Source organism: Rhodococcus tukisamuensis NBRC 100609 (genome assembly GCF_001894985.1).
GTDB lineage: Bacteria > Actinomycetota > Actinomycetes > Mycobacteriales > Mycobacteriaceae > Rhodococcus_G > Rhodococcus_G tukisamuensis.
The window spans coordinates 48,870-69,088 of record NZ_BCXG01000015.1 but is presented as its reverse complement, the minus strand read 5'-3'; the positions used below and the strand labels follow the sequence as shown (position 1 = coordinate 69,088).

The following is a 20,219-nucleotide window of genomic DNA, read 5'->3' as shown; positions in this document are numbered from 1 at the left end:
GACGACAGGAGACCTTCGCTGTTCAACGACCGGTCACAGCGTCGTCACATGGACGCCGGGACGTCGATCGGCCCACGGCAGGGCCTGCTCGAGCTGTGCCGACACGCGCAGCAGCATCGCCTCCGAACACATCGGTCCGGCCAGCTGGACGCCGATCGGCAGGCCCTGCTTGGACTGGGCGAGCGGCAGGCTGATCGCCGGGGTGCCGGTCGCGTTGAACAGCGGCGTGAACGAGCAGGTGTCGAAGATCTGCTTGGTCCACTCCGCGGCGGTCAGGTCGGCGTTCGCGTCCAACTGGCCCAGCGGGACCGACGGCGAGTTGGACGTGGGGGTCAGCAACACGTCGTAGTCGGTGAAGAACCGGCCGACCTCGCGGGAGACCGTGTTGATCGTCGCGTTGGCCAGGCCGAGCTCCACCGCGGTGACGCGCCGGCCGAACTGGACGCATTCCCACGTGGTCCGCTCGAGGTTGTCCGGGCCTGCGAGGACGCCGGTCATGGCCTCGACTCCGGCGACCGACTCCGCCAGGAAGGCCGACCAGATCACCACGTTCGCCTGCAGGAGCGGTTCCCAGTCGAAGTCCGGGGTGGCACGCTCGACGTGATGGCCGGCGGCCGCGAGGGTCGACGCCACAGAGTCCACGGCGGCCGCGACCTCCGGGTCGACGTAGGTGCCCGCCCAGGACTCCGTGTGCACGGCGATCCGGAGGCGGTCGGGGTCGGCGCCGACCTCGGCGGCCCACGGGCGGCTGGGCGGGGCGATGACGAAGCGGTCGCCGGGGTAGCTCACCGCCACGTCGTCGAGCAGCGCGGCGGTGTCGCGGACCGAGCGGGTCACCGCGAACTCCATCGCGAATCCGCTCAACGCGTCGCCGAGGTCGGGTCCCAGCGGCACCCGGCCACGGCTGGGCTTGAGGCCGATCAGGCCGTTGCTGGCGGCCGGGATACGGATCGAGCCGCCGCCGTCGTTCGCGTGGGCCATCGGGATCGCGCCCGCCGCGACGAGCGCGGCCGAGCCGCCGCTGGACCCGCCCGCGCTGTAGTCGAGGTTCCAGGGATTTCGCGTGGAGCCGTAGGTGAGGGCCTCGGTGTTGGCGTTGAAGCCGAACTCCGGCGTCGTGGAGACCGCGAGCGTGGCCAGCCCGGCGGCGCGGAACCGCTCCATCAGATGAGTGTCGGCGGGCGGGCGGATGCCGTCGCCCAGCATGCGTGTACCCATCCGGGTCGGCACGCCCTCTGCGTGGCACACCAAGTCCTTGATCACGAACGGCACACCTGCGAATCGGCCGTCTCGGGCGTAGTCGAGGGGCTTCTCGAACGGTCCTGTTGCCACGGCGTTGAGCTTGTCGTTGACGTCGTCGAGCGCCTTCGTCGCGATGGCCGCGACCTCGTCGGCAGTCACGTCGCCCGAGGCGATCGCCGCGGCCAGGCCGGTTGCGTCGAGGGCTGCGTACTCGTCGATGTTCATGGCTCAATCTCCTCGAGGGTCCGGTGGGACCACCCCGCTCGGGGTGGCTCGACGCCGATCGTGCTCGAATGTGTCGCGGGACACATCGGCCGTTCGGCCGATCCGGCGACAGGCTTCGGCCAATTCGGGAGGCGGCGTGGCGAACAGCATCCGGTGGTGGACCCGGTTCGCGGAGGAAGTGCGCGCGGCGGGGCACGGCGACCTGCCGGTCTCGGCGCCCGTCCGCACCGCACGCGACGGGCTGGGTTTCGACTGTGCCGCACTCATGGGACACGGGTTCGACGGTCATGCGGGCGCCCAGCCGGTACTGGTCAACATCGACTATCCGAGCGATGTCATCGACTTCATCGCGTCGGTCTACGCGCGCAGCTGCCCTGGTCACGACTATGCGCTGAGGCATCCCGTCGCCATGAGATTCGTAGACCTACCCTTCGACTTTCACACGACCCGCACTTATCGAGAGGTGCTGCAACCAAACGGTTTTCATGAAGGCCTGACATTGCCGCTGGTGGTCGACGCGGGTGGCACGGTGCGCCCCGGCTTTGTCGCGATGAGCTCGACCCACGCCCGGCCACTCGACGACGACGCGCGACTGGCGCTGACAATGCTGTCGAGCGAGCTTGCCGGACTGATCGATCCTGGTGCCGAGCCGGAGGACACGTCGGCCGAACTGGTCGTCTGGGTGAAGGGCGATTCGGTCGATGTCCGGGTCGGAACGCTGGACGGCGCCGCGCTGTCTACCTCGGACCTGCGTCGACTGGCTCGACTCGCGGTGGCCGATGGTGGCGTTCGGGCCGGCCTGCATCAGCGCGGCGCCGACGGGCAGTGGTGGCGTGTGCGCGTCGTCGCCAGGTCGGGCGCCGCACTTGTCCGGATCGGCCGAGCCGACGTTCTCGGTGGCCTCACCGCCCGTGAACTCGACGTCGTCGGTCTGGTCGCCCGCGGCTGGTCGAATGAGCGGGTCTCCGAAGCTCTGGGCATCTCGGTCCGCACTGCGCGCAGCCACATCGAGTCGGCGCTGGCCAAGGTCGGAGTGTCCAATCGCACGGCACTGGCCCGCGCCGCCTTCGAGCACGACCTCGACAGCTTCGATGCCTTGCGCTGCGCGGCGAAACCGGGCCTCCTTCTCAACCCGGGCTAGACCGGCACGCCCCGCCTCACGACCGCCCGGGCGACCAGTTCCATCGTCACCGCGACGGCGCAGGTCTGGGCCAGCAGCAGGCCGACGAGCACCAGGATCTGCACGGCCCCGGCCTGGACTGCGGACCCGCTGGCCAGCAGCACACCCACGAACGCGCCGGGCAGCGTGACCAGCCCGACGGTGCGGGTCTGGTCCAGACCCGGCAGCAGCGCGTCGGAGGCCGCGGTCCGGATGACCTCCATCCGGGAGTCCCGCAGGCTCAGCCCCAGGCTCAGTGCCGCCTCGACCTCGCCGTAGCGCTGGGTGATGGCGTCGAGCGACCGCTTGGCGGCCAGCGAGGTCGCGGTCATCGCGCCGCCGAGCACGATGCCGCCGATCGGGATGACGGCGACGCCCTCGAGTGGGACCACCCCGCTGACGAGCAGCAGTGGCAGCACGGCCCCGACGCCCGCCGCCAGTGCCACGCTCAACCACGCCGCAGACCGCCCGGCGTCGGCCCGCCGGGCCGAGGTCACCGACGCCGCCGCGAACATCAGCGCCAGCACCGCCGCCGCCGACCACAGGTGCGTCAGCGCCGCGGCCAGCACCACGGAGACGGCGGCCAACTGCGCGGCACCGCGCAGCGCGGCCCGCGGCACCACCAGGGGGTGGTCGAGCGCGGCGACCCGGTAGACCAGCGCCGCGGCCAGCGCCATCACCGTGCACACCACGGCCAGGGCGAGGCCGGGGTGCGCCAGCGAGGTGCTCACCGCTGCTCCTCTCCCCGGTGCAACAGACGCGAGCGCCGTCTCACCCCAGTCTCCGATGTGGCCCCGGCCTCAGCCGATCGGAGGCGTCGACGATGCCGGGGAACTGGCGGTGGGGCTGAACAGGGCCCGCCGCAGCGCGGCCGCGGCCCGGCTCATCGCTTCGGGACCAGATCGGCCGACCCCGACCATGTTGGCGAAGGAGTGGATCAGCCCGCTCTCGACGACGTGTTCCACCGCGACACCCGCTTGGCGCAGCTTCTCGGCGTACTCGTCACCCTCGTCGCGCAACGGGTCGAATCCGGCGGTGACCACGTAGGCGGGCGGAAGGCCGGTGAGGTCACCGTAGATGGGGGACAGTCGTGGGTCGGTCCGGTTCGTTCCGGCGGGTATGTAGCTGTTCTCGGCGACTTCCGTGAATCGTCTGGACAGGAAGAATCCGTTTTCGTAGGTCGTCCTGCTGGCACGTTCGACGGCGAAATCTGTAGCGGGGTAGATCAGGAGCTGGAATGCGGGCGGCACCGCGATGTCCTCGTGCGCTGCGCGCTGGGCCAGTCCCGCGGCGAGGTTTGCGCCCGCGCTGTCACCGCCGACGGCGATCCGGTTCGGGTTGATGCCGAGGCCGGTCGCGTTGGTGGTCACAAACGAGTAGGCGGTCTCGACGTCTTCGACTGCGGCGGGGAAGGGCGACTCGGGGGCGAGCCGGTAGTCGACGGCAACGACGCGGATTCCGGCCCGCTCTGCGAGGAAACGGCACACCGCGTCATGGCTGTCGAGGTCTCCGTAGACGAAGCCGCCACCATGGGCGAAGAACAGCGCCGGGGACTGCGTCGACAGGCCGCGAGGGGTGTAGAACCGCAACCTGAGTGGACCGGCTGGTCCCGCGATGTCGAGGTCGGTGACCGCGCCGATCGGCAGGTGCCCACCGACCGCCCTGGAGCGCCTCAGGAGAACGCGACGGCCTTCCGGGATCGGGCGGTCCTCGATCGCCCTGCCCTCGAGCCTTTGGAGAGTGAGGGCCAGCTGCATCTCGGCGTCGAGGATGTTGCCCGCAATCTCCACGGGCGGCCCCGCCAGACGGCGGACAACGCCGGGTGGCAGCGACAGCAGTGCCTGCACGCCATGCCGTTTCGCGGAGTCGACCAGACCGGCCATAGAGGCGAGTCTATCGGCCGTCAGCGGTGCGCAGAGGCGGCTGCGCTCAGAACCGCCCGCTGCGGGTGATCCGGCCGGAGCTGCTGGGCCCGCCGAACGAACCGGGGGAGCGACCGCCGCCGCCCCCGCCGCCGCGGTTGCCCCAGCCGCCGCTCATGCCGCCGCGCATCATCGAGTCGATCAGGATGCCGCCGAGGATCGCGCCGGTGTTGCTGCCCGCGCTCTGCTGCGGTCGACGGCTGGCCTCCCAGCGCTGCACGTCGGACTGGGCCTGCCGCATCGCGCGGGCGCCGAGGTCGCCGGCGGCCTGGGCGTGCTGCAGCGCCTTCGACGGGTCCGACGCGGCCAGCTGACGGGCGGCCTCGTAGTGGCGCTGCGCCTCGGAGAGCCGGGTCCGGGCCTCCGCGCCGACCGCGCCGCGCCGGGTGTTGACGAAGTCCGTCGCGGCGGTGATCTGCGCCTGCGCCGCGGTGAGGTCCTGGGTCAGCCGCGCGGCGGCCCGCTCGGCCTGCTGCTGCGCGTCCTGCGCGGCCGCCAGGATGGTGTCCAGCTCGCGGTCGACCTTCGCGATCTCGGTGAACGCGCCCAGCGGGTCGTTGTGCTGGTCGGCCTCGGCCCGGGCCAGCGCGGCCTCCGCGGCGGCCTTCGCCTGCGCCAGCCGCTCGCCGCCGAACTCCGCGAGCCCGACGGCCGCCGCGACGTCCTTGCGGGTCTCGTCCATCGCCGCGGGCAGCGTGGCGATGGCGTTGCGGATGTCGTCGGCGGCGTGGTCGACGCCGTCGAGCAGGTCGCGGACCTGGGTGACGGCGCCCTCGGCCGCGCGGATCGCGGTGACCGCGGGGCCCTGCTTGCCCGCGGGCAGGGCGGTGGCGGCGCGGCCGGCGGTGATGTTCTGGTCCGCGAACGCCAGCTGCTGGCGGGCAAGGGTCACGTTCTCGGCGACCGGCGCCAGCAACGGCGCCGGGAACTCGGTGCGCAGGCCGTCGAGGACGGTCTCCGAGGCGGGGATCCGCACGGTCAGCTCAACCACCTGCTGGGTGAGGGCGTCGAGGCGGGCCGGGGCGTCGATCAGCAGGTCGCGCATCCCGTCGAACTCGGCGACCTGCGAGTTCAGTTCGGCGTCCGCCTTGCTGCAGGTGGAGATCAGGGTGACGAGCATGTCCCGCTGCTGTTCCGGCGTCTCGGGCACGTCGTCGTCGAGCCGCTGCCGGATGGTGAACGCCGACGCGAGCGCGGCCTTCGCGGACTCGAAGGCCGCGGTGAACGGTGCGGTGGCGTGCTCGCCGAACTCGCCGGTGGCCAGGTTCAGCTCCTCCTCGCTGGTGCGGACCGCGTTGTCCGTCTCCACCAGCACCTCCCGGGCGCGGGCGTCGAGCGTGGTCAGCGGCAACGCGGCCACGGCGACGGGGTCGGTCCAGTCCACGTCCCGCGCGGCGTCGACGCCGGCGCGGATCCGGTCCTTCTTCTTGCGGCGGGTGTACAGCACGGTGCCGCCCGCGCCGACGATCACCACGGCGCCGCCGACCAGCAGGTACTTCGCGGTGCCGGACGAGCCGGAGCTGCTCATCGCGTCGGACAGTCCGCCCGCCGCCGCGATCGCCGCGCCGGACCAGTCGTCCTCGCGCAGCGCCGGCACGATGCCGTCACGCTCGATGCTGTCGAGCTCGGAGGAGGTGACGTTCTTCAGGTCCGACGGCGCGTCGAATGCGTACGCGCGGTCGTCGGTGGCGATCGCCAGCAGCACGTCCTGGCTGCCGAGCCCGCTGGTCTGCGCGGTCTTCGCGGCCCAGCTGTCGGCGTCCATGCCGTCGAAGCTGCTGACGTAGGCCACCCACAGCTGCACGTGCTGCTCGTCGAAGAGGGTGTCCAGCGCGGAGCGGACGTCGGCGCGCTGGGTGTCGTCGAGGACGCCGATCCGGTCCGAGATCTGCCCCGGCATCCGGAACGGCGCCTCGGCCGCCGCGAGCCCGGGCAGGGTGAGCAGCCCGAGCAGGGCCGCGACTGTGGTCAACACCGCCGCGAGTGAGAAGCGGGCGAACCCGGCCCGGTGGTCGGCGTGTCGAGCGCGAGCGCGCGGCTGTGCGAATGCCATGGGGATGAATCTATCGGGAGGGGACGACTTCTCGCTGCCGTCACCGCCGCGACCGGCGAGCCACGCCGACGGTCGCGGTCCAACGGCTCGACCGGCGCCGAACGGGCGCGCCGGGCCACGCGCCGCGCGCGGTTGCTGGCAGACTTACGGAGTGAGTTCAACAGCACTGGTCGAGCGCGACGCCGACCGACTCGGATTCGGCGGCACCCTGGCCCGGTGGGCCCGCCGTTTCGTGGCCGGGTCGATCCTGATCGCGGTGGTGCTGGTCGGCGGGACCGCGGTCCGGGTGTGGCAGGTGGCCCGGATCAGCGACGTGACCCCGGCCGACGCGATCGTGGTGCTCGGCGCCGCCCAGTACTCCGGGACCCCGTCGTCGGTGTTCGCGGCGCGCCTCGAGCAGGCTGTCAAGCTCTTCGACAAGGGCGTCGCGCCGAAGGTGGTCACCGTCGGCGGCAAGCAGGTCGGGGACGTCTACACCGAGGCCGCGTCCGGGAAGAACTACATGATCGGCCGCGGCGTGCCCGCGGACAGCATCATCGCCGTCGAGGAGGGTTCGGACACGCTGCTCAGCGTCGAGGGCGTCAGCCGGGTGATGGGCGAGAACGGGATGACCTCGGCCGTGCTGGTCAGCGACCCCTGGCACTCGCTGCGCGCCCGGACCATGGCCCGCGACGCCGGGCTCGAGGCCTGGACCGCGCCGACCCGGCAGGGGCCGGCGGTGTTCACCCGGGAGTCGCAGGCGCACGGCATCATGCGGGAGACCGGCGCGCTGCTCTGGTACCAGCTCACCCACTTCTCGGCCGACTTCCCGTACACCGCGGTGCAGTGATGAACGGCGAACCGGTGACCGCGGTGTACCGCCCGCACGACGTGGACCGCCGCGTCGTGGAGGCGCCGAAGGTCGGCGGGCTGCCCGGCACCTCCGCCCGGCGCAGCGACTTCGCCCGCGACCGCGCCCGGGTGCTGCACTGCGCCGCGCTGCGCCGGCTGGCCGACAAGACGCAGGTGGTGGGCCCGCGCGACGGCGACACCCCGCGCACCCGGCTCACCCATTCGATCGAGGTCGCGCAGATCGGCCGCGGCATCGCCGACGGCATCGGCTGCGACCCGGACCTCGTGGACCTGGCCGGCCTGGCGCACGACATCGGGCACCCGCCCTACGGGCACAACGGGGAGAAGGCGCTCGACGAGGTGGCCGCCGACTGCGGAGGCTTCGAGGGCAACGCGCAGAACCTGCGGATCCTCACCAGCCTGGAACCGAAGGTCCTCGACGCGGACGGTCGCAGCGTGGGGCTCAACCTCACCCGGGCGGCCCTGGACGCGGCGGTGAAGTACCCGTGGACCCGGCCGGCGCCCGGCGCGAAGTTCGGCGCCTACGAGGACGACGCGGAGATCCTGGAGTGGGTGCGCGAGGGCGCGCCCGGGACCCGCCGCTGCCTCGAGGCGCAGGTCATGGACTGGGCGGACGACGTCGCCTACTCCGTGCATGACGTCGAGGACGGGGTGATCGCCGGCCGGATCGACCTGCGGGCGCTGGCCGACCCCGCCGAGCAGCGCGCGCTCGCGGAGATGGGTGCCTCGGAGTTCCGCGGGCTGGTCGTCGGCGAGCTGGTCGAGGCGGCGAAACGACTCTCGGTGCTGCCGGTGGTCGTCGGCGTCGGCAGCTACGACGGCACGCTGGCCAGTTCGGTGGCGCTGAAGAACCTGACCAGCGAGCTGGTCGGGCGGTTCGCGACCGCCGCGGTCACCGAGACCCTGGCCGTCACCGGCGGGGTGCCGTTGTCCCGCTACGACGCCGACCTGGAGATCCCGCCGATCGTGGCGGCCGAGGTGGCGCTGCTCAAGACGGTCGCGCTGCGGTACGTGATGTCCGACGCCGGGCACCGGACCCGGCAGGACCGCCAACGCGACCGGATCCACCGGGTGGCGCAGTGGCTGCTGCGCACCGCGCCGTCGGGGCTCGACCCGCTGCTGCTGCCCGCGTGGGAACGGGCCGGGGACGACGCGGCGCGGACCCGGGTGATCGTCGACCAGATTGCGTCCTACACCGAGAGCCGGCTCGAGCGGGTGGACAAGCAGAGCCTCGGCGCGCAGGCCGCCTGGGGCTAGGCGCGGAACGCCTACGGCAGCACCTCGGCCATCACCCGCAGCGTGTTGCCGCCCATGATCGCCCGGATCTCGTCGTCGCTGCGGCCGCGGTCGCGCAGCTCCTGGGTGATCACCGCGATCTCGCTGGTGTCCCAGGCCACCGTGGTCGCCCCGTCGTAGTCGCTGCCGAGCGCCGCGGTCTCGAGGCCGCCGACCTTGATCACGTGCTCGATCGCGTCGACCACCGCGGCGGGGGTCAGCTCGCACACCGCCGCGTCCCAGTAGCCGATCCCGACCACGCCGCCGGTGGCCGCGACGCCGCGGATCTCGTCGTCGGTGAGGTTGCGGTTGACGTCGCACGTCGCCTGCACCCCGCCGTGGCTCGCCACGACGGGCCGCGTCGCCCGCTCGAGCATCTCCTTGATCGCCGGGTGGCTCGCGTGCGCGATGTCGACGATGACCCCCCGCCGCTCCATCTCCGCGAACACCGTCCGCCCGAGGTCGGTGAGGCCGCCCTTTTCCTCGCCGTGCATCGAGCCGGCGGTCTCGTTGTCGAAGAAGTGGGTGAACCCCGCCATCCGCATGCCGGCGTCGTAGAGCCGGTCGAAGTTCGCGGCGTTGCCCTCGAGGTTCTGCAGGCCCTCGACGGAGAACAGCGCGCCGGTCACGTTCTGCCCGGCCGCCCGGTCGTCGAGCACGCTCGCCAGGTCGGCCCGCGTGCGGACGAGCCGCAGCTGCCCGTCCGAGTCGGCGGCCGCCTTCTCCAGCTTCTCCGCGTGGTAGAGCGAGCGCTGCAGCAGGGAGCCCCAGGTGCGCGGCGGCTGCAGCTGGGCGACCGTCAGCAGCTCGATGTTGTCGGTCTGGTCGGAGTTCGAGTCGTAGTTCTGGTGCTTCGGCGACTTCGACACCGACGAGAAGACCTGCAGTGCGACGTTGCCGTCCTGCAGGCGGGGCAGGTCCATGTGCCCGCGGCTGGACCGCTTCAGGATGTCGCGGTCCCACATCAGGGTGTCCGAGTGCATGTCGGCGATCTGCAGACTGTCGTGCAGCTCGCGCGTCTGCGCGCTGACCTCCGGTAGGTCGGCGGCGACGGTCTTGTTCATGCTTCGCTCGACGGCGCCGGGCGCGACCGTGAAGAAGCCGACCACGGCGACGACGCCGAGGACCAGCGAACCGATCAGGATGGGACGCAGCCACCTGCGCTTCGGAGACGACATGTCGCGAATCCTAGGAGGCGCTGCGCGCCCGTGAGTACTTTTGGTGGCCGGGGCTGCCTGAAAAGCTCACCGACGCGCAGCGCCTACACTGGCCCAGTGGCGGGCCGAATTTCTGAACGAGACATCGCGGCCATTCGCGACCGGGTACACATCGAAGACATCGTGGGGGAGTACGTCGCGCTCAAGCGCAGCGGCGGCGACTCGATGAAGGGCCTGTGCCCGTTCCACGACGAGAAGTCGCCCTCCTTCCACGCCCGGCCCAACCACGGGACCTACCACTGCTTCGGCTGCGGCGAGGGCGGCGACGTCTACTCGTTCCTGCAGAAGATCGAGCACGTCTCCTTCGTCGAGGCCGTCGAGCAGCTGGCGGACCGGGTCGGCTACACCATCTCCTACGAGGGCGGCGGGCCGTCGGTGCAGCGCGACCGCGGCACCCGGGCCCGGCTGGTGGCGGCCAACGCGGCGGCCCAGGAGTTCTACGCGGCGCGGCTGCGCGAACCCGACGCCGAGACCGCCCGCGAGTACCTCACCGGACGCAACTTCGACGGCCAGGCCGCCGTCACCTTCGGCTGCGGGTACGCCCCCGACGGCTGGGACACCCTGACCAAGCACCTGATGACCAAGGGGTTCGAGGCCAAGGAGATCATCGACGCCGGGCTGGCGACGCCCGGCAAGCGCGGCACCCCCATCGACCGGTTCCGGCGGCGGCTGGTGTGGCCCATCCGCAACCTCGGCGGCGACGTGATCGGGTTCGGCGCCCGCAAGCTCTTCGACGACGACACCATGCCCGGCAAGTACATCAACACGCCGGAGACCATGCTGTACAAGAAGTCTCAGGTGCTCTTCGGCCTGGACCTGGCCAAGCGGGAGATCGCGAAGGGCCACCAGGCGGTGATCGTCGAGGGCTACACCGACGTGATGGCCATGCACCTGGCCGGGGTGAAGACCGCGGTCGCGGCGTGCGGCACCGCGTTCGGCGAGGACCACCTGGCGATGCTCCGCCGGCTCCTGATGGACGACAGCTACTTTCGCGGCGAGGTCATCTACACCTTCGACGGCGACGCGGCCGGCCAGGCGGCGGCGCTCAAGGCGTTCGAGGGCGACCAGAAGATGTCCGGGCAGTCGTTCGTGGCGGTCGCGCCGGACGGTATGGATCCGTGCGAGCTGCGGCAGGCGGCCGGCGACGCGGCGGTCCGGGACCTGGTGGCGCGCCGGATCCCGATGTACAAGTTCGTGGTGAAGTCGCTGCTCACCGAGCACGACCTCGAGACCAGCGAGGGCCGGGTGGAGGCGCTGCGCCGCACGGTGCCGGTGGTGGCCCGGATCAAGGACGAGGCGCTGCGCGAGGACTACGCGCGTCAGCTCGCGGGCTGGGTGGGCTGGGACAACATCCCGACCGTCATCAAGCGGGTCCGCGACGAGGCGCGTCGCAACTCGCCGCGCAACGCGGCCCGGGGTCGGCCGCAGCAGTCCGGGTCGTTCGCCGAGACGCCCGCGCCGGCCACCGACGGCCCGGCCGTGCCCGCCCGCCCGAACCCCAAGGACCCGTCCCTGTGGCCGCAGCGCGACGCGCTCAAGGCGGCCCTGCAGTACCCGGCGATCGCCGGGTCGGTGTTCGACTCGCTGCCCGTCGAGACGTTCAGCCACCCCGCCTACGCGATGATCCGTCAGGCCGTCGCCGACGCCGGCGGGACCGGGGCCGGCCTCGGCGGCGCCGAGTGGATGGAGGCCGTGGGACGGCTGGTGGAGCCGCTGCAGTCGCTGGTGACCGAGCTGGCCGTCGAGCCGATGCGGGCCTCCGACATGGCCGACTACATCCCGCGGGTGCTCGCCCGGCTGCAGGAGGTGTGGGTGGGCCAGCAGGTCGCCGACCTCAAGTCCAAGCTGCAGCGGATGTCGCAGGCCGACCACCCCGACGAGTACATGTCGCTCTTCGGCGACCTGGTCGCGCTCGAGCAGTACCGGCGCAGCCTGTTGGAGCAGGCGGTCGGGGACAACTCGGAGGACATCTAGCCCCCGGCGGGGAGCCGTTACAGGCGTTCGCGTGGCACGTAGATGGTGGTGTCGGGTTCGGTGTCGATCTGCTTGAGCGGCTCGAGCTTCGGCTGGGTGCTGAGGCTGTCGGAGAGCTTCTGACGGCCCACCTCGATCACCTTCTTGGTGGCGGGGCTGCCGGCCACGGCCTTGGCGGCCCGGCTGATCTGTTCGTAGCGAGCCCGGCCTGCCTTGCTTCCCAGCACGTAGCCCGCGGCGATACCGATCAACAAGCGCATCATTTCCTGCTTTCCTCCCCGACGAACGGCCTGCCCACAGTGTGCCTGACAACGCGTTGGGCAGGCGATTTGGCACCTGGGTGGGGTTATGGGTTAAAGTCTCTCTGCAGCCAAACGGAAACGGGAGGCGCTGAAGTAATCCCCTGTAGCTCAATTGGCAGAGCTTCCGACTGTTAATCGGACGGTTACTGGTTCGAGTCCAGTCGGGGGAGCACACTGAGAAGCCGCCCACCAGGATCACCTGGTGGGCGGCTTCTTTGGTGTCGGGGGTTCGCCCGGTTCGGGCTGTAGTTTGGGATGTGATGAGGATCACCTGCCCGGTGGGCGGTCGCGCCGGTCGTAGGTCCGGATGGGTTACTGCACCCTCCGCTCGTGCGCGTCGCGGGGGCCGGTAGCATTCTGCTCTGCAGTCCGCCGGCGTCGCCCGCGCGGAATTGGGGCGGTAGCTCAGTCGGTTAGAGCCGTGGACTCATAATCCATTGGTCGCGGGTTCGAGCCCCGCCCGCCCCACGTAGATGGCACTTTTCCCAATCGGGGGAGGTGCCATCCGACGTTTAATCGTCGTTTACGGCAACGGTCCGGTCCAGCAGATCCGCGACAACCGCGTGCGTCCGGCCGCGGCTCATGTACCGGTCCATCGGCATGCTGACGCCGATGCCCGAGATGGTCGGCACCGATGCGCGCAGACAGCCCCTCCTCGTCGATCAGCGTGGCGAGCGCCTTCCGGAAGCTGTGCGTCGTCACCCCCGGCACCCCGAGGTCGTCGCGGACCTTCCGCCACTGCTTCCCGAAGTTGTTCGGGTCGCGCAGGGTGCCGGCTGTCGACGGGAAGATCACGCCGAGCTGCCCGAGCTGCGGCTCGTCGGCCCGACGCTTCAGCACCTCGAGCGCGAACAGCGGCAAGGCGATGGTCCGCAGACCCGCCGCCGTCTTCGCCGCCTCGACGCGCTGCAGCCCGTCGCCCTTCGCTCGCACGACCTTCCCGGACACTGTCACGGTGCCGGCGTCGTCGTCGACGTCGGACCACCGCAGCGCCAGCAGCTCCGAGCGCCTTAGGCCCGTCGCGATCAGGAGCGTGATCGGGTCGACCAGATCGTTCGCCGCGCAGTAGTCCGACTCGCCGAGCGCGACGAGCAGCGCGCGCAGCTCGTCGGCAGTGTGTGGTCGTGCACCCTTCGGGGTGTCTTGGACTTGATGGGGGAGACGTCGCGCACCGGGTTCGAGTCGAGCGCCCCGGCGATCACCGCGATACCGAGGGCACCCCGAAGGATCGTCTTCGCCTGCCGCGCCATCGTCGGTCCGTGCGCCTTGCTCATTGCCCGTATGGCGCTGTCGATTCGGCCGGCCGTGGCCTCGCTCACCCTGACACCGCCGAGCTTGCTCTCGAGCTTCCCAGCCGCGAACCGGTAGGTGTCCATCGTCGCCGCGGCCCGCCCCTCGTCCTCGAGGCGCAAGAGATGCGTCGTCACCAACGCCGTGATCGTGGTCGAGTCGGTCACCTCGTCCTCGCTCGGTGCGCGGCGCGAATCGAGGTGGTCGAGTAGCTCCTGTTCGGCGAGCTTCCCGTGTTGGTCGCGGGTGCCAGCCGGGGTGCGCCGCTCGACTCGGCGGACTACCCCGTCTGTGTCGCGGAATCGGCAGTGCGCCAACCAAATGCCGCCGCCAAGTTGGCGGCGGATGATCTTTCCATGCTGCCCGATTCGAAGCGGCGGTCTGCCAGCCATCTAGCGATTCATTTCAAGTGAGACGGGGTGATGTGCACTTCGCATCAATGTCGGTCATGTCGACTCCTTCGACGGCTGGGGTTCTGAGCCTTTCGACTCGGCCACCCCGAGCGGTCGGGGCCTCGGTTACGAACGGGAAGTAGCGACGCCAAAGGAGGGTGATCGCAGCGTCATGCAGGTGCTCCTGGACCTTGTGAAGTAGGAGCTCCCGACCCCGTCCTTGAATCTCTTGCTGAACGGTGTGTTCCTTGTGGCCTGTGAAGCCGCGGATCCACTTTCCAAAGTTCGGAGCATAGTCTGGCCCATCCCACTCCAAGTCGAGGCCGGACATTTCGAAGGAATGAAAGTCCTTGTCGGCACGGGTCAACTCGTCATTGACGACCGCTGTCGGAATGCCAATAAGTCTCAGTACGTCTTCCTTGGTGGTCCGTAGGTGGATTGCCAGCCAGCGTGTAATTGAAGGTGCTAACCAGTGCACGACGTACGGTCCCTGTCTCCCCTCGGATAGTTCAATCGCGAGCCGCATGACCTGGGAGACGGCGAGCGCCTGATCGACCTGCGCTTCACTCTCTTCTAAGTGTCGCTGTGCCGCAACGATCGTGTCGAGGTCATGTTGGTAGACGTAGTGAAGGCCGCCGCGTGCAGGTGCCAGCGCTTCGTGTTCAACGGTTTCCAGTTCGACGCTGCACGCCAACAGGTTCGGCCGATCGTTGCCGAGATCAACCAGCAGCTCAACGCCAAGGGAGATCCGTGGGGCGTGGCGTCGTGGTGGCTGAACCCGACCGCGTTCGCCGACGATCCACGTTCGCCCGCCGAACTGGCAGTCACCGGTGGCCACGAGCAGGATCTGCGGGACATGGCCGACGACCTGACGGCGGACTGAGTGCAGTTCTCTTCTCCACCATCGCCGCTGACGCCTCGATCTGGAGCGTCTGTGCCCTTTAGTGGACCACATCGTCCAGTTAAGGGATAGGTCATAGGATTTGGACGAGCACTTTGAATCGGGAAGAACCCCGTTTGCCTGCTGTAGAGGTGTTCACCAATGGCGGAGCGTGTTGGGCAGCAAGCGGATTGGATAGGTTAACCAGTTGGTGATCACACTTAACGGGGGGGCCTGATCACACAAAACTGGAGGAGTTCCAGATTCGCGCGGCTGCTGCACAGTCGAAGTGCCAGTTTGAGTGATCGGTGCCGTGCCACCCGAATCGGGGGCAGTCCCCGGCTCGCGCGGAGCACGGTAAACCGTCCCCGGGCTTGATCTGCTTCCTTTCTTGTTAGGGATGCGGATCATGCCCAAGCGTTACCCGGCCGAATGGCTTGAGCGAGCGGTGAGGATGGTCCTCGACCACCTCGACAACTACCGGTCCATGCACGCAGTCGGTGGGGCGATCGGCTCAAAGCTCGAAGTCGGAACCGAGTGCCTGTGTGTGGGTCTCCTGCGTGTCAGGGTGAGTTGAGTCCTGCGGATGTTACGCGGCGGCCTGATCCGTCGTAAGTTCGACTCCGTCGACTCCGTCGACTCCGTCGACTCCGTCGACTCCGTCGACTCCGTCGACTCCCGAGACTGTCGGCCGAACGGCCAATCGGCCCTGATGCTTTGGCGCCATTGGCGGGCCACACCCCTTTCAAGACCAGCCGCCTATCGTCGTTTGGACGCCGCCGCATGGTACCCGACGTGAGCGCCAAGCAGCGTGCCGGCAATCTTTGCGTCCAAAACGCCGCTGAAGGCGAGAGTAGCGACGATACCGATGCTTCCCAAGGAAACGGCGACCTCGCCGGTGGGAACTCCGAGGAGGAGCACTTCAGCCTTACTCCTACGATGTGTCCACACCAAGGCCCACAGTGCGAGCAGCATGAGCGTAGTTAGCCCAAGTGTTCCTCCAGCTAGCCAAGCCTGAATTTGGGTCATCGCAAGACGTTACCGCAGCGCTGGACCCTCCAGGCGCGGTCCAGCAAGATCAGGGTCGCTTGGTTTCGCAATCTCCAGGATCACACCTCTTCCGGGGACATACCAGGTCGACAGCAGTCGCCTGATGCTCAGAACTACGATTTGACGCGAGTCAGTCACGATCCGAGTGTCGAACGCGAATCGTTACTTCCAGACCACGGACTGCTGCACGAGTTGGTGACAGACGATGGATGGATGGAATGAATGGAGGGGTGTTAGCGGCTTCGATCTGGCCTTGGCCTGCGCGGTCCCGGTCGCCGACGGTCGGGCGCCGACCGCGGACCTTGAGAGATCGGTGCTGCTCGGGGAGTTGGCGCTGGATGGCCGACTGTGCGGGGTCCGCGGCGTCCTGCCCGCGGTGCTGGCTGCCAAGTCCGCGGGGCGGCCGAGCGTGGTGGTGCCGCACCCGGTGCTCGGTAACCGTCACCGTGGCTCGGCGGACTCAACGAAGGATGCCGTACGTAGCTCTGGCCTGTCCTAGGTCGCCGAGATACTTGGTAAGGGAGATGGGCGGCGCGGCGTTGCCCGTCGCAGATGAGCAGGTGTGAAGGCAGGGGTTAGTCGTGGCGACATCGACGTGATGGCTCTGATCGTAGCGGCCGGAGCGGTTGTTACTGTTGTCGTCGGCTTGGCGACGTGGCGGCAAAAGAATCAGGCTGATCTAACGACCAGGGTGGGAACCGCCCGGCGCCTGGCTTATCCCCTGGTGCCGCCCGGATCTTGGGTTGGCAAGCTGCGTGCATGCCGGCCTGGGTGGCCCACCGACACAAACCCGCTTCAAAAGAGGTCGAAGAGCTGGCCTCGAGTACCGGCGCTGTGACGTTGTGCCTGCAGATCGTCATCGACCACCCGAGCGCGTCCCAATTCGCGCCTTGGCCCGAGCACTGGACTTACAAGCCAATAACCTCGGCGAGCTGGGCCGCCGCGCCGACGCGGTTGCGGCGAGTCACGAGGCCGTCGGCTTCAATCGGAGGCTGGCGGATGCGTAACCTGAGGTCTTCGAATCTGATCTGGCCGGCTCGTTGTACACCCGGTCCAACCGGCTGGCGGACCTGAGTCGGGGCGAGGAAGCGCAGTCTGCGAGCTGTGAGGCCACATATCACGACAGGCAAGGACGGCGATCATTAGAGCCGCAGCCCCCTCCGCGTGTGGAAGCATCATATCCCGTACAGCCGTGGCTGTTTGCCCACATCAGGTTCCGACCGCCTGTCGCGTTCGTGCTCGGCATGGTTCTGTTAGTTTGGGACTCTGCGGAAAGTTCGGGCCGATCTGATTCTGGTTTGACGGCTGTTCAGGCGTTCTCACTCGCTGTGGGGATGCTTGTTCAGGCACCATTGAGTACTGCGAAGCCGCCCGCGTCGTCGACGAACACGATGCTGCGCGCGCCGCCACCCGGGATGGCCGCGACACCTTCGGGTTTCATTGTCGATGGCTCGAACTTTACGTCGAGGACGGTGACCGAGGATGCCGTGCCATCCCAGGTACACAGCTGAAACGGCGCAGTGCCAAGGCTGAGCGACCGGCCCAGGACGACTAGGAACTCCTGCCGTGCTGAGTCGTATTCGATATCGCGAATACCTTGTGGCGACGCAAAATCGGACTTCTCGATGGACAATTCAGGACCCGGTTGCAGTGCAGTGGTGCTCCAGGGCGCATCAGTGTCCAGGCAGACGCACAGCACCGGAATTCGGCCCGCCGTGACTGGGGAGCGGACGCCGAACAGCAGGGCGCGCCGCGACGGATCCCATGCGACGCCTTCGATGTTCAAACCGCTCTGGTCGGGTGAAAGTTGCGCAGCCGCCGGCAGCGCGGGGTGGCAGGCAATCAGCCAGTCGCGAAATCCATGCATCGGGTCGGCGTGCAGATCACCATCGGGTGTGTATCGGATCCGCACCAGCCCGTCGTGGGCATGAACCTTTCCCGGCGGGGGAGCGCTCTTGACGCAAAGCGACGATGTGACGATCAGGTCGAATCCGGCGCCGGTGTCGACACGCGCGATTCCCTCTGGATCCGACAATGCGCCGGCGGCCAGCCCGACGAGGTGCCGCCTCACGATCGGGCCGTCCTGTGTGCCGTCAGGGTTGAGGTTCAACTCGAGCAGGGCGCGGGGATCGCTGTTGTCGATGAACACGAACCGAGAGGCGCTCACCGGCACTACGCCAGAGGCATTAATGATGTGGCCGTCGACCTGGCTTGTGACAAACGGCGTCGACCTAACGGATATCACGAGTCAGATCACCTCCCGAGCGACAGTTCAGGATTGTTCTCAATGAGATCGCCGGGCATCACGGCTCATGTCCCTGAGAAGACGAGGCGGTCATTCGCGCGCTGGCTACCGGCGACGTGTAACCTGGCGAACCAAGACTCCTCCGCTCCGGAGATAGCGATCGGTGGCGTAGCATATAAACCGTCGCTTAAGGAAGTACGATCTCCCTGGCCGACACAATCGAGAAGTCGACTAGCGTCCATCCGTCGACGCGAAAGGTGTTCATCCAGCCCGCCCACAACGCGGCCTGCGCGTAGGCGCCCATAACCACACCTTGAGTGTCGGTCCATTCCAGGTACGGGCGCCAATCGTTTTTCTTGCTTCCTGCGCTGCTGTAGGGGTCGGTATCAAGATACATCAAATTGCGCACGGTGGTGGTGCTGTCGATATACGAAACTACCTTTATCCCAAGCCATTTCCCGGAGGCCTTTGTGTAGTCAAACTTGGGCCTGACGTCGCTATATCCGTAGACCGGATGGGTGAGTTCCTTGAAAACCGAGTTCTGGCTGGGCGCATCTCTCAAACTGATGCCGATGCAGCTGGCGTCTTCGGGGCGTTGCGCATCGTGTTCGCCGCCACGGATGATCCAACTGACCGATTCGTGAGTTCCAGTCGGTGTGTGCAGGCGGCAGTAGATAGTCGCTTCGAACGCGCTCAGGTCGTGCGCGTTACCACAGAAGCCGTGCTCGATTGCGCCAGTCTTCCAGTTGTAGGCCTGTGCGCCGCCGCCGGCGATGATCGTTATTCGGTGACTGGTGCCGTCGGGTTTGCCGCTGGCGTATTGGATCGGGTGACCAGTTGACCGCCAGAACGTCACACCGTCTTCGGTTTCCTTCGTCAAGGTGTCGGCCCACAGATGCAAATGATCGTGATCGTCTGCGGGGCAGTCCGAGCCGAGCCGGTAGTCTGTCCCGCCTGCCTTTGCTGGGAGCAACATCATTACCCCGTCGGCGTCGAGCATGTCCGCGGCTCCGTTCCTGTGGGCGGCCCCTGCGGAGAACGCGACGCGCCTGTTCATTGCCGCGACTGGCACCGCCACATCGCATTCTACGTGAGGCGCGGGCCAATGGAGTCGAGTAGTCGGCTACCTAATTTACTGAGCTATGCTCGCCAGGCGACGGTGCGCCCGGTCGGCCTTCGATGTCGCGCATCGGAATTCGCCAGCCCCCAGCACGTCGGGGCCGAACCCAATCGGCGCCTAGTCACTGTTGCGGTGTCTGTCGCCCGCAGCCTAGGTGCCGGGGCAGCACCCGCCACGGTCATAGTGACGTGTCCTTCCGCCTGTGAAATTCTGTGGCGGCTATGTGGCGATGTTTGATGCTGCTCTATTCCTGGGGTAGCTCTGGCGTCTGAACGGCGGGCTCACATGCAGGCCGAAGACTTCTCTGCGGCAGCTGCCGTCGCGGCTGCTGTGATCGCGTGTGGTGCGCTCTATGCCATGGCGCTTCAGGCGATGATCGCGGTGAAGCAGACCGAGCTGCAGCGAAAGATGCACGAGGATGCGGCTCAGCCGTGCGTCTGGACAGACATCCCGGTCCATCAGGGGCACGGTCAGCTGTTGCAATTCGTGGTGAAAAGGGGCGCCGGCGGTCCAATGTGCGGTGCCGTCCTGCCAGCCATCGTGGCGATACTACTGCAGATCACCATTGGGCTTCACGCCATAAATCGTTCCGTCCGTCATGACAGCCACGCCTCCGTCTCCCCCGCCGTGGATAGCTCAGCTCGCTCATGTCGCAGACTTCGTCACACAAGCTGCGCCGGAGTCGCATTGTCGGGCCGAACCCACGGACTGTCACAAGTAGTCAACTACTCGAACTTGCGACCACCTCGCTGGGAATGGATGCGTGCACGTATCTACACCAGGTCATCACCCGACCTTCATGGCCGCCACGTACGGCGCGGGCGCAACCTCAGCGCCTGGTCCTGGCCGGAAACCGCTGGAACGCGGGACTTCCCGCGAGCTTCTGATCCTCCTGGAGAGGTTTCAGTCTTGCTGGAATGGATGGATCGATGGATTGATGGATGGCCACCCACTGTCGCGGCGTGCCTTGAGTAATGGGGCTCCGGCGCGTGCCGCTGCGGCCCCGATCGACGACCCCGGC

At 68.2% G+C, this 20,219-nt stretch carries 14 protein-coding genes, 2 tRNA genes and 2 pseudogenes; 8 read left to right on the top strand and 10 right to left on the bottom strand.

Translation table 11 applies throughout. The features are described 5' to 3' along the window. Positions 1–33 precede the first annotated feature (33 nt). Positions 34–1,467: an amidase gene (locus RT2_RS16310; protein ID WP_072845839.1), complete on the bottom strand. Its 1,434-nt coding sequence runs from the start codon at positions 1,465–1,467 to the stop codon at positions 34–36. Positions 1,468–1,603: 136 nt separating this feature from the next. Between RT2_RS16310 and RT2_RS16305 the strand changes: the two genes are divergently transcribed. Then, entirely contained in the window at positions 1,604–2,608 is a 1,005-nt protein-coding gene (locus RT2_RS16305) for a helix-turn-helix transcriptional regulator (protein WP_245709350.1), read from the top strand. On the opposite strand, the gene RT2_RS16300 is transcribed toward RT2_RS16305, so the two are convergent. From RT2_RS16300 to RT2_RS16290, 3 genes are all read right to left on the bottom strand, one after another. Further along, positions 2,605–3,357, bottom strand: a complete 753-nt coding sequence (locus tag RT2_RS16300) for an ABC transporter permease (protein ID WP_072845838.1) — start codon at positions 3,355–3,357, stop codon at positions 2,605–2,607. The two genes, RT2_RS16305 and RT2_RS16300, sit on opposite strands and share 4 nt — an antisense overlap. Positions 3,358–3,426: 69 nt before the next feature. Further along, entirely contained in the window at positions 3,427–4,509 is a 1,083-nt protein-coding gene (locus RT2_RS16295; protein WP_083577424.1) for an alpha/beta hydrolase, read from the bottom strand. Between the two features lie 46 nt (positions 4,510–4,555). After that, positions 4,556–6,601 carry a TPM domain-containing protein gene (locus RT2_RS16290; protein ID WP_083577423.1) on the bottom strand — a complete coding sequence of 682 codons (2,046 nt, stop codon included), beginning with the start codon at positions 6,599–6,601 and terminating at the stop codon, positions 4,556–4,558. 151 nt (positions 6,602–6,752) lie between these two features. Between RT2_RS16290 and RT2_RS16285 the strand changes: the two genes are divergently transcribed. Together RT2_RS16285 and RT2_RS16280 are read left to right on the top strand one after the other, a co-directional pair. Then, a complete protein-coding gene (locus RT2_RS16285) occupies positions 6,753–7,430 on the top strand; it encodes a YdcF family protein (protein ID WP_072845836.1) in 678 nt (225 codons plus the stop codon). Then, complete coding sequence (locus RT2_RS16280) at positions 7,430–8,710, top strand: deoxyguanosinetriphosphate triphosphohydrolase (RefSeq protein ID WP_072845835.1); 1,281 nt, start codon at positions 7,430–7,432, stop codon at positions 8,708–8,710. Before RT2_RS16285 ends, RT2_RS16280 begins: the two co-directional genes overlap by 1 nt. An 11-nt stretch (positions 8,711–8,721) precedes the next feature. On the opposite strand, the gene RT2_RS16275 is transcribed toward RT2_RS16280, so the two are convergent. Beyond that, a complete protein-coding gene (locus RT2_RS16275) occupies positions 8,722–9,906 on the bottom strand; it encodes a dipeptidase (protein ID WP_174556722.1) in 1,185 nt (394 codons plus the stop codon). 96 nt (positions 9,907–10,002) lie between these two features. Here RT2_RS16275 and dnaG point away from each other — a divergent pair, with 96 nt between their 5' ends. Then, positions 10,003–11,919 (top strand): DNA primase, encoded by a 1,917-nt coding sequence (gene dnaG, locus RT2_RS16270; RefSeq protein WP_072845834.1) that lies wholly within the window; start codon positions 10,003–10,005, stop codon positions 11,917–11,919. Positions 11,920–11,936: 17 nt separating this feature from the next. Here the strand turns inward: dnaG and RT2_RS16265 are convergent, their stop codons facing one another. Beyond that, positions 11,937–12,182 carry a hypothetical protein gene (locus tag RT2_RS16265; protein ID WP_072845833.1) on the bottom strand — a complete coding sequence of 82 codons (246 nt, stop codon included), beginning with the start codon at positions 12,180–12,182 and terminating at the stop codon, positions 11,937–11,939. Between the two features lie 136 nt (positions 12,183–12,318). Here RT2_RS16265 and RT2_RS16260 point away from each other — a divergent pair. Together RT2_RS16260 and RT2_RS16255 are read left to right on the top strand one after the other, a co-directional pair. Further along, positions 12,319–12,391, top strand: a tRNA-Asn gene (locus RT2_RS16260). A 224-nt stretch (positions 12,392–12,615) separates the two neighbouring features. After that, positions 12,616–12,689 (top strand) — tRNA-Ile (locus tag RT2_RS16255). A 198-nt stretch (positions 12,690–12,887) separates the two neighbouring features. Here RT2_RS16255 and RT2_RS26495 read toward each other — a convergent pair. Both RT2_RS26495 and RT2_RS26490 read right to left on the bottom strand, forming a co-directional pair. Continuing rightward, positions 12,888–13,316: pseudogene (locus RT2_RS26495) on the bottom strand (site-specific integrase); the annotation flags it as partial. After that, positions 13,247–13,678, bottom strand: a complete 432-nt coding sequence (locus tag RT2_RS26490) for a hypothetical protein (RefSeq protein ID WP_169888399.1) — start codon at positions 13,676–13,678, stop codon at positions 13,247–13,249. The pseudogene RT2_RS26495 and the gene RT2_RS26490, both read right to left, overlap by 70 nt. A gap of 802 nt (positions 13,679–14,480) precedes the next feature. On the opposite strand from RT2_RS26490, the gene RT2_RS16245 reads away from it, so the two are divergent. Together RT2_RS16245 and RT2_RS26485 are read left to right on the top strand one after the other, a co-directional pair. Continuing rightward, positions 14,481–14,786: a hypothetical protein gene (locus RT2_RS16245; protein ID WP_245709348.1), complete on the top strand. Its 306-nt coding sequence runs from the start codon at positions 14,481–14,483 to the stop codon at positions 14,784–14,786. Positions 14,787–16,068: 1,282 nt separating this feature from the next. Further along, positions 16,069–16,269, top strand: a pseudogene (locus tag RT2_RS26485) (magnesium chelatase domain-containing protein); the annotation flags it as partial. A gap of 906 nt (positions 16,270–17,175) precedes the next feature. Here RT2_RS26485 and RT2_RS16235 read toward each other — a convergent pair. Continuing rightward, positions 17,176–17,982, bottom strand: coding sequence for a hypothetical protein (locus RT2_RS16235; RefSeq protein ID WP_139191202.1), 807 nt, complete (start codon positions 17,980–17,982; stop codon positions 17,176–17,178). 283 nt (positions 17,983–18,265) lie between these two features. Beyond that, complete coding sequence (locus RT2_RS16230) at positions 18,266–19,078, bottom strand: hypothetical protein (RefSeq protein WP_139191201.1); 813 nt, start codon at positions 19,076–19,078, stop codon at positions 18,266–18,268. Positions 19,079–20,219 lie beyond the last annotated feature (1,141 nt).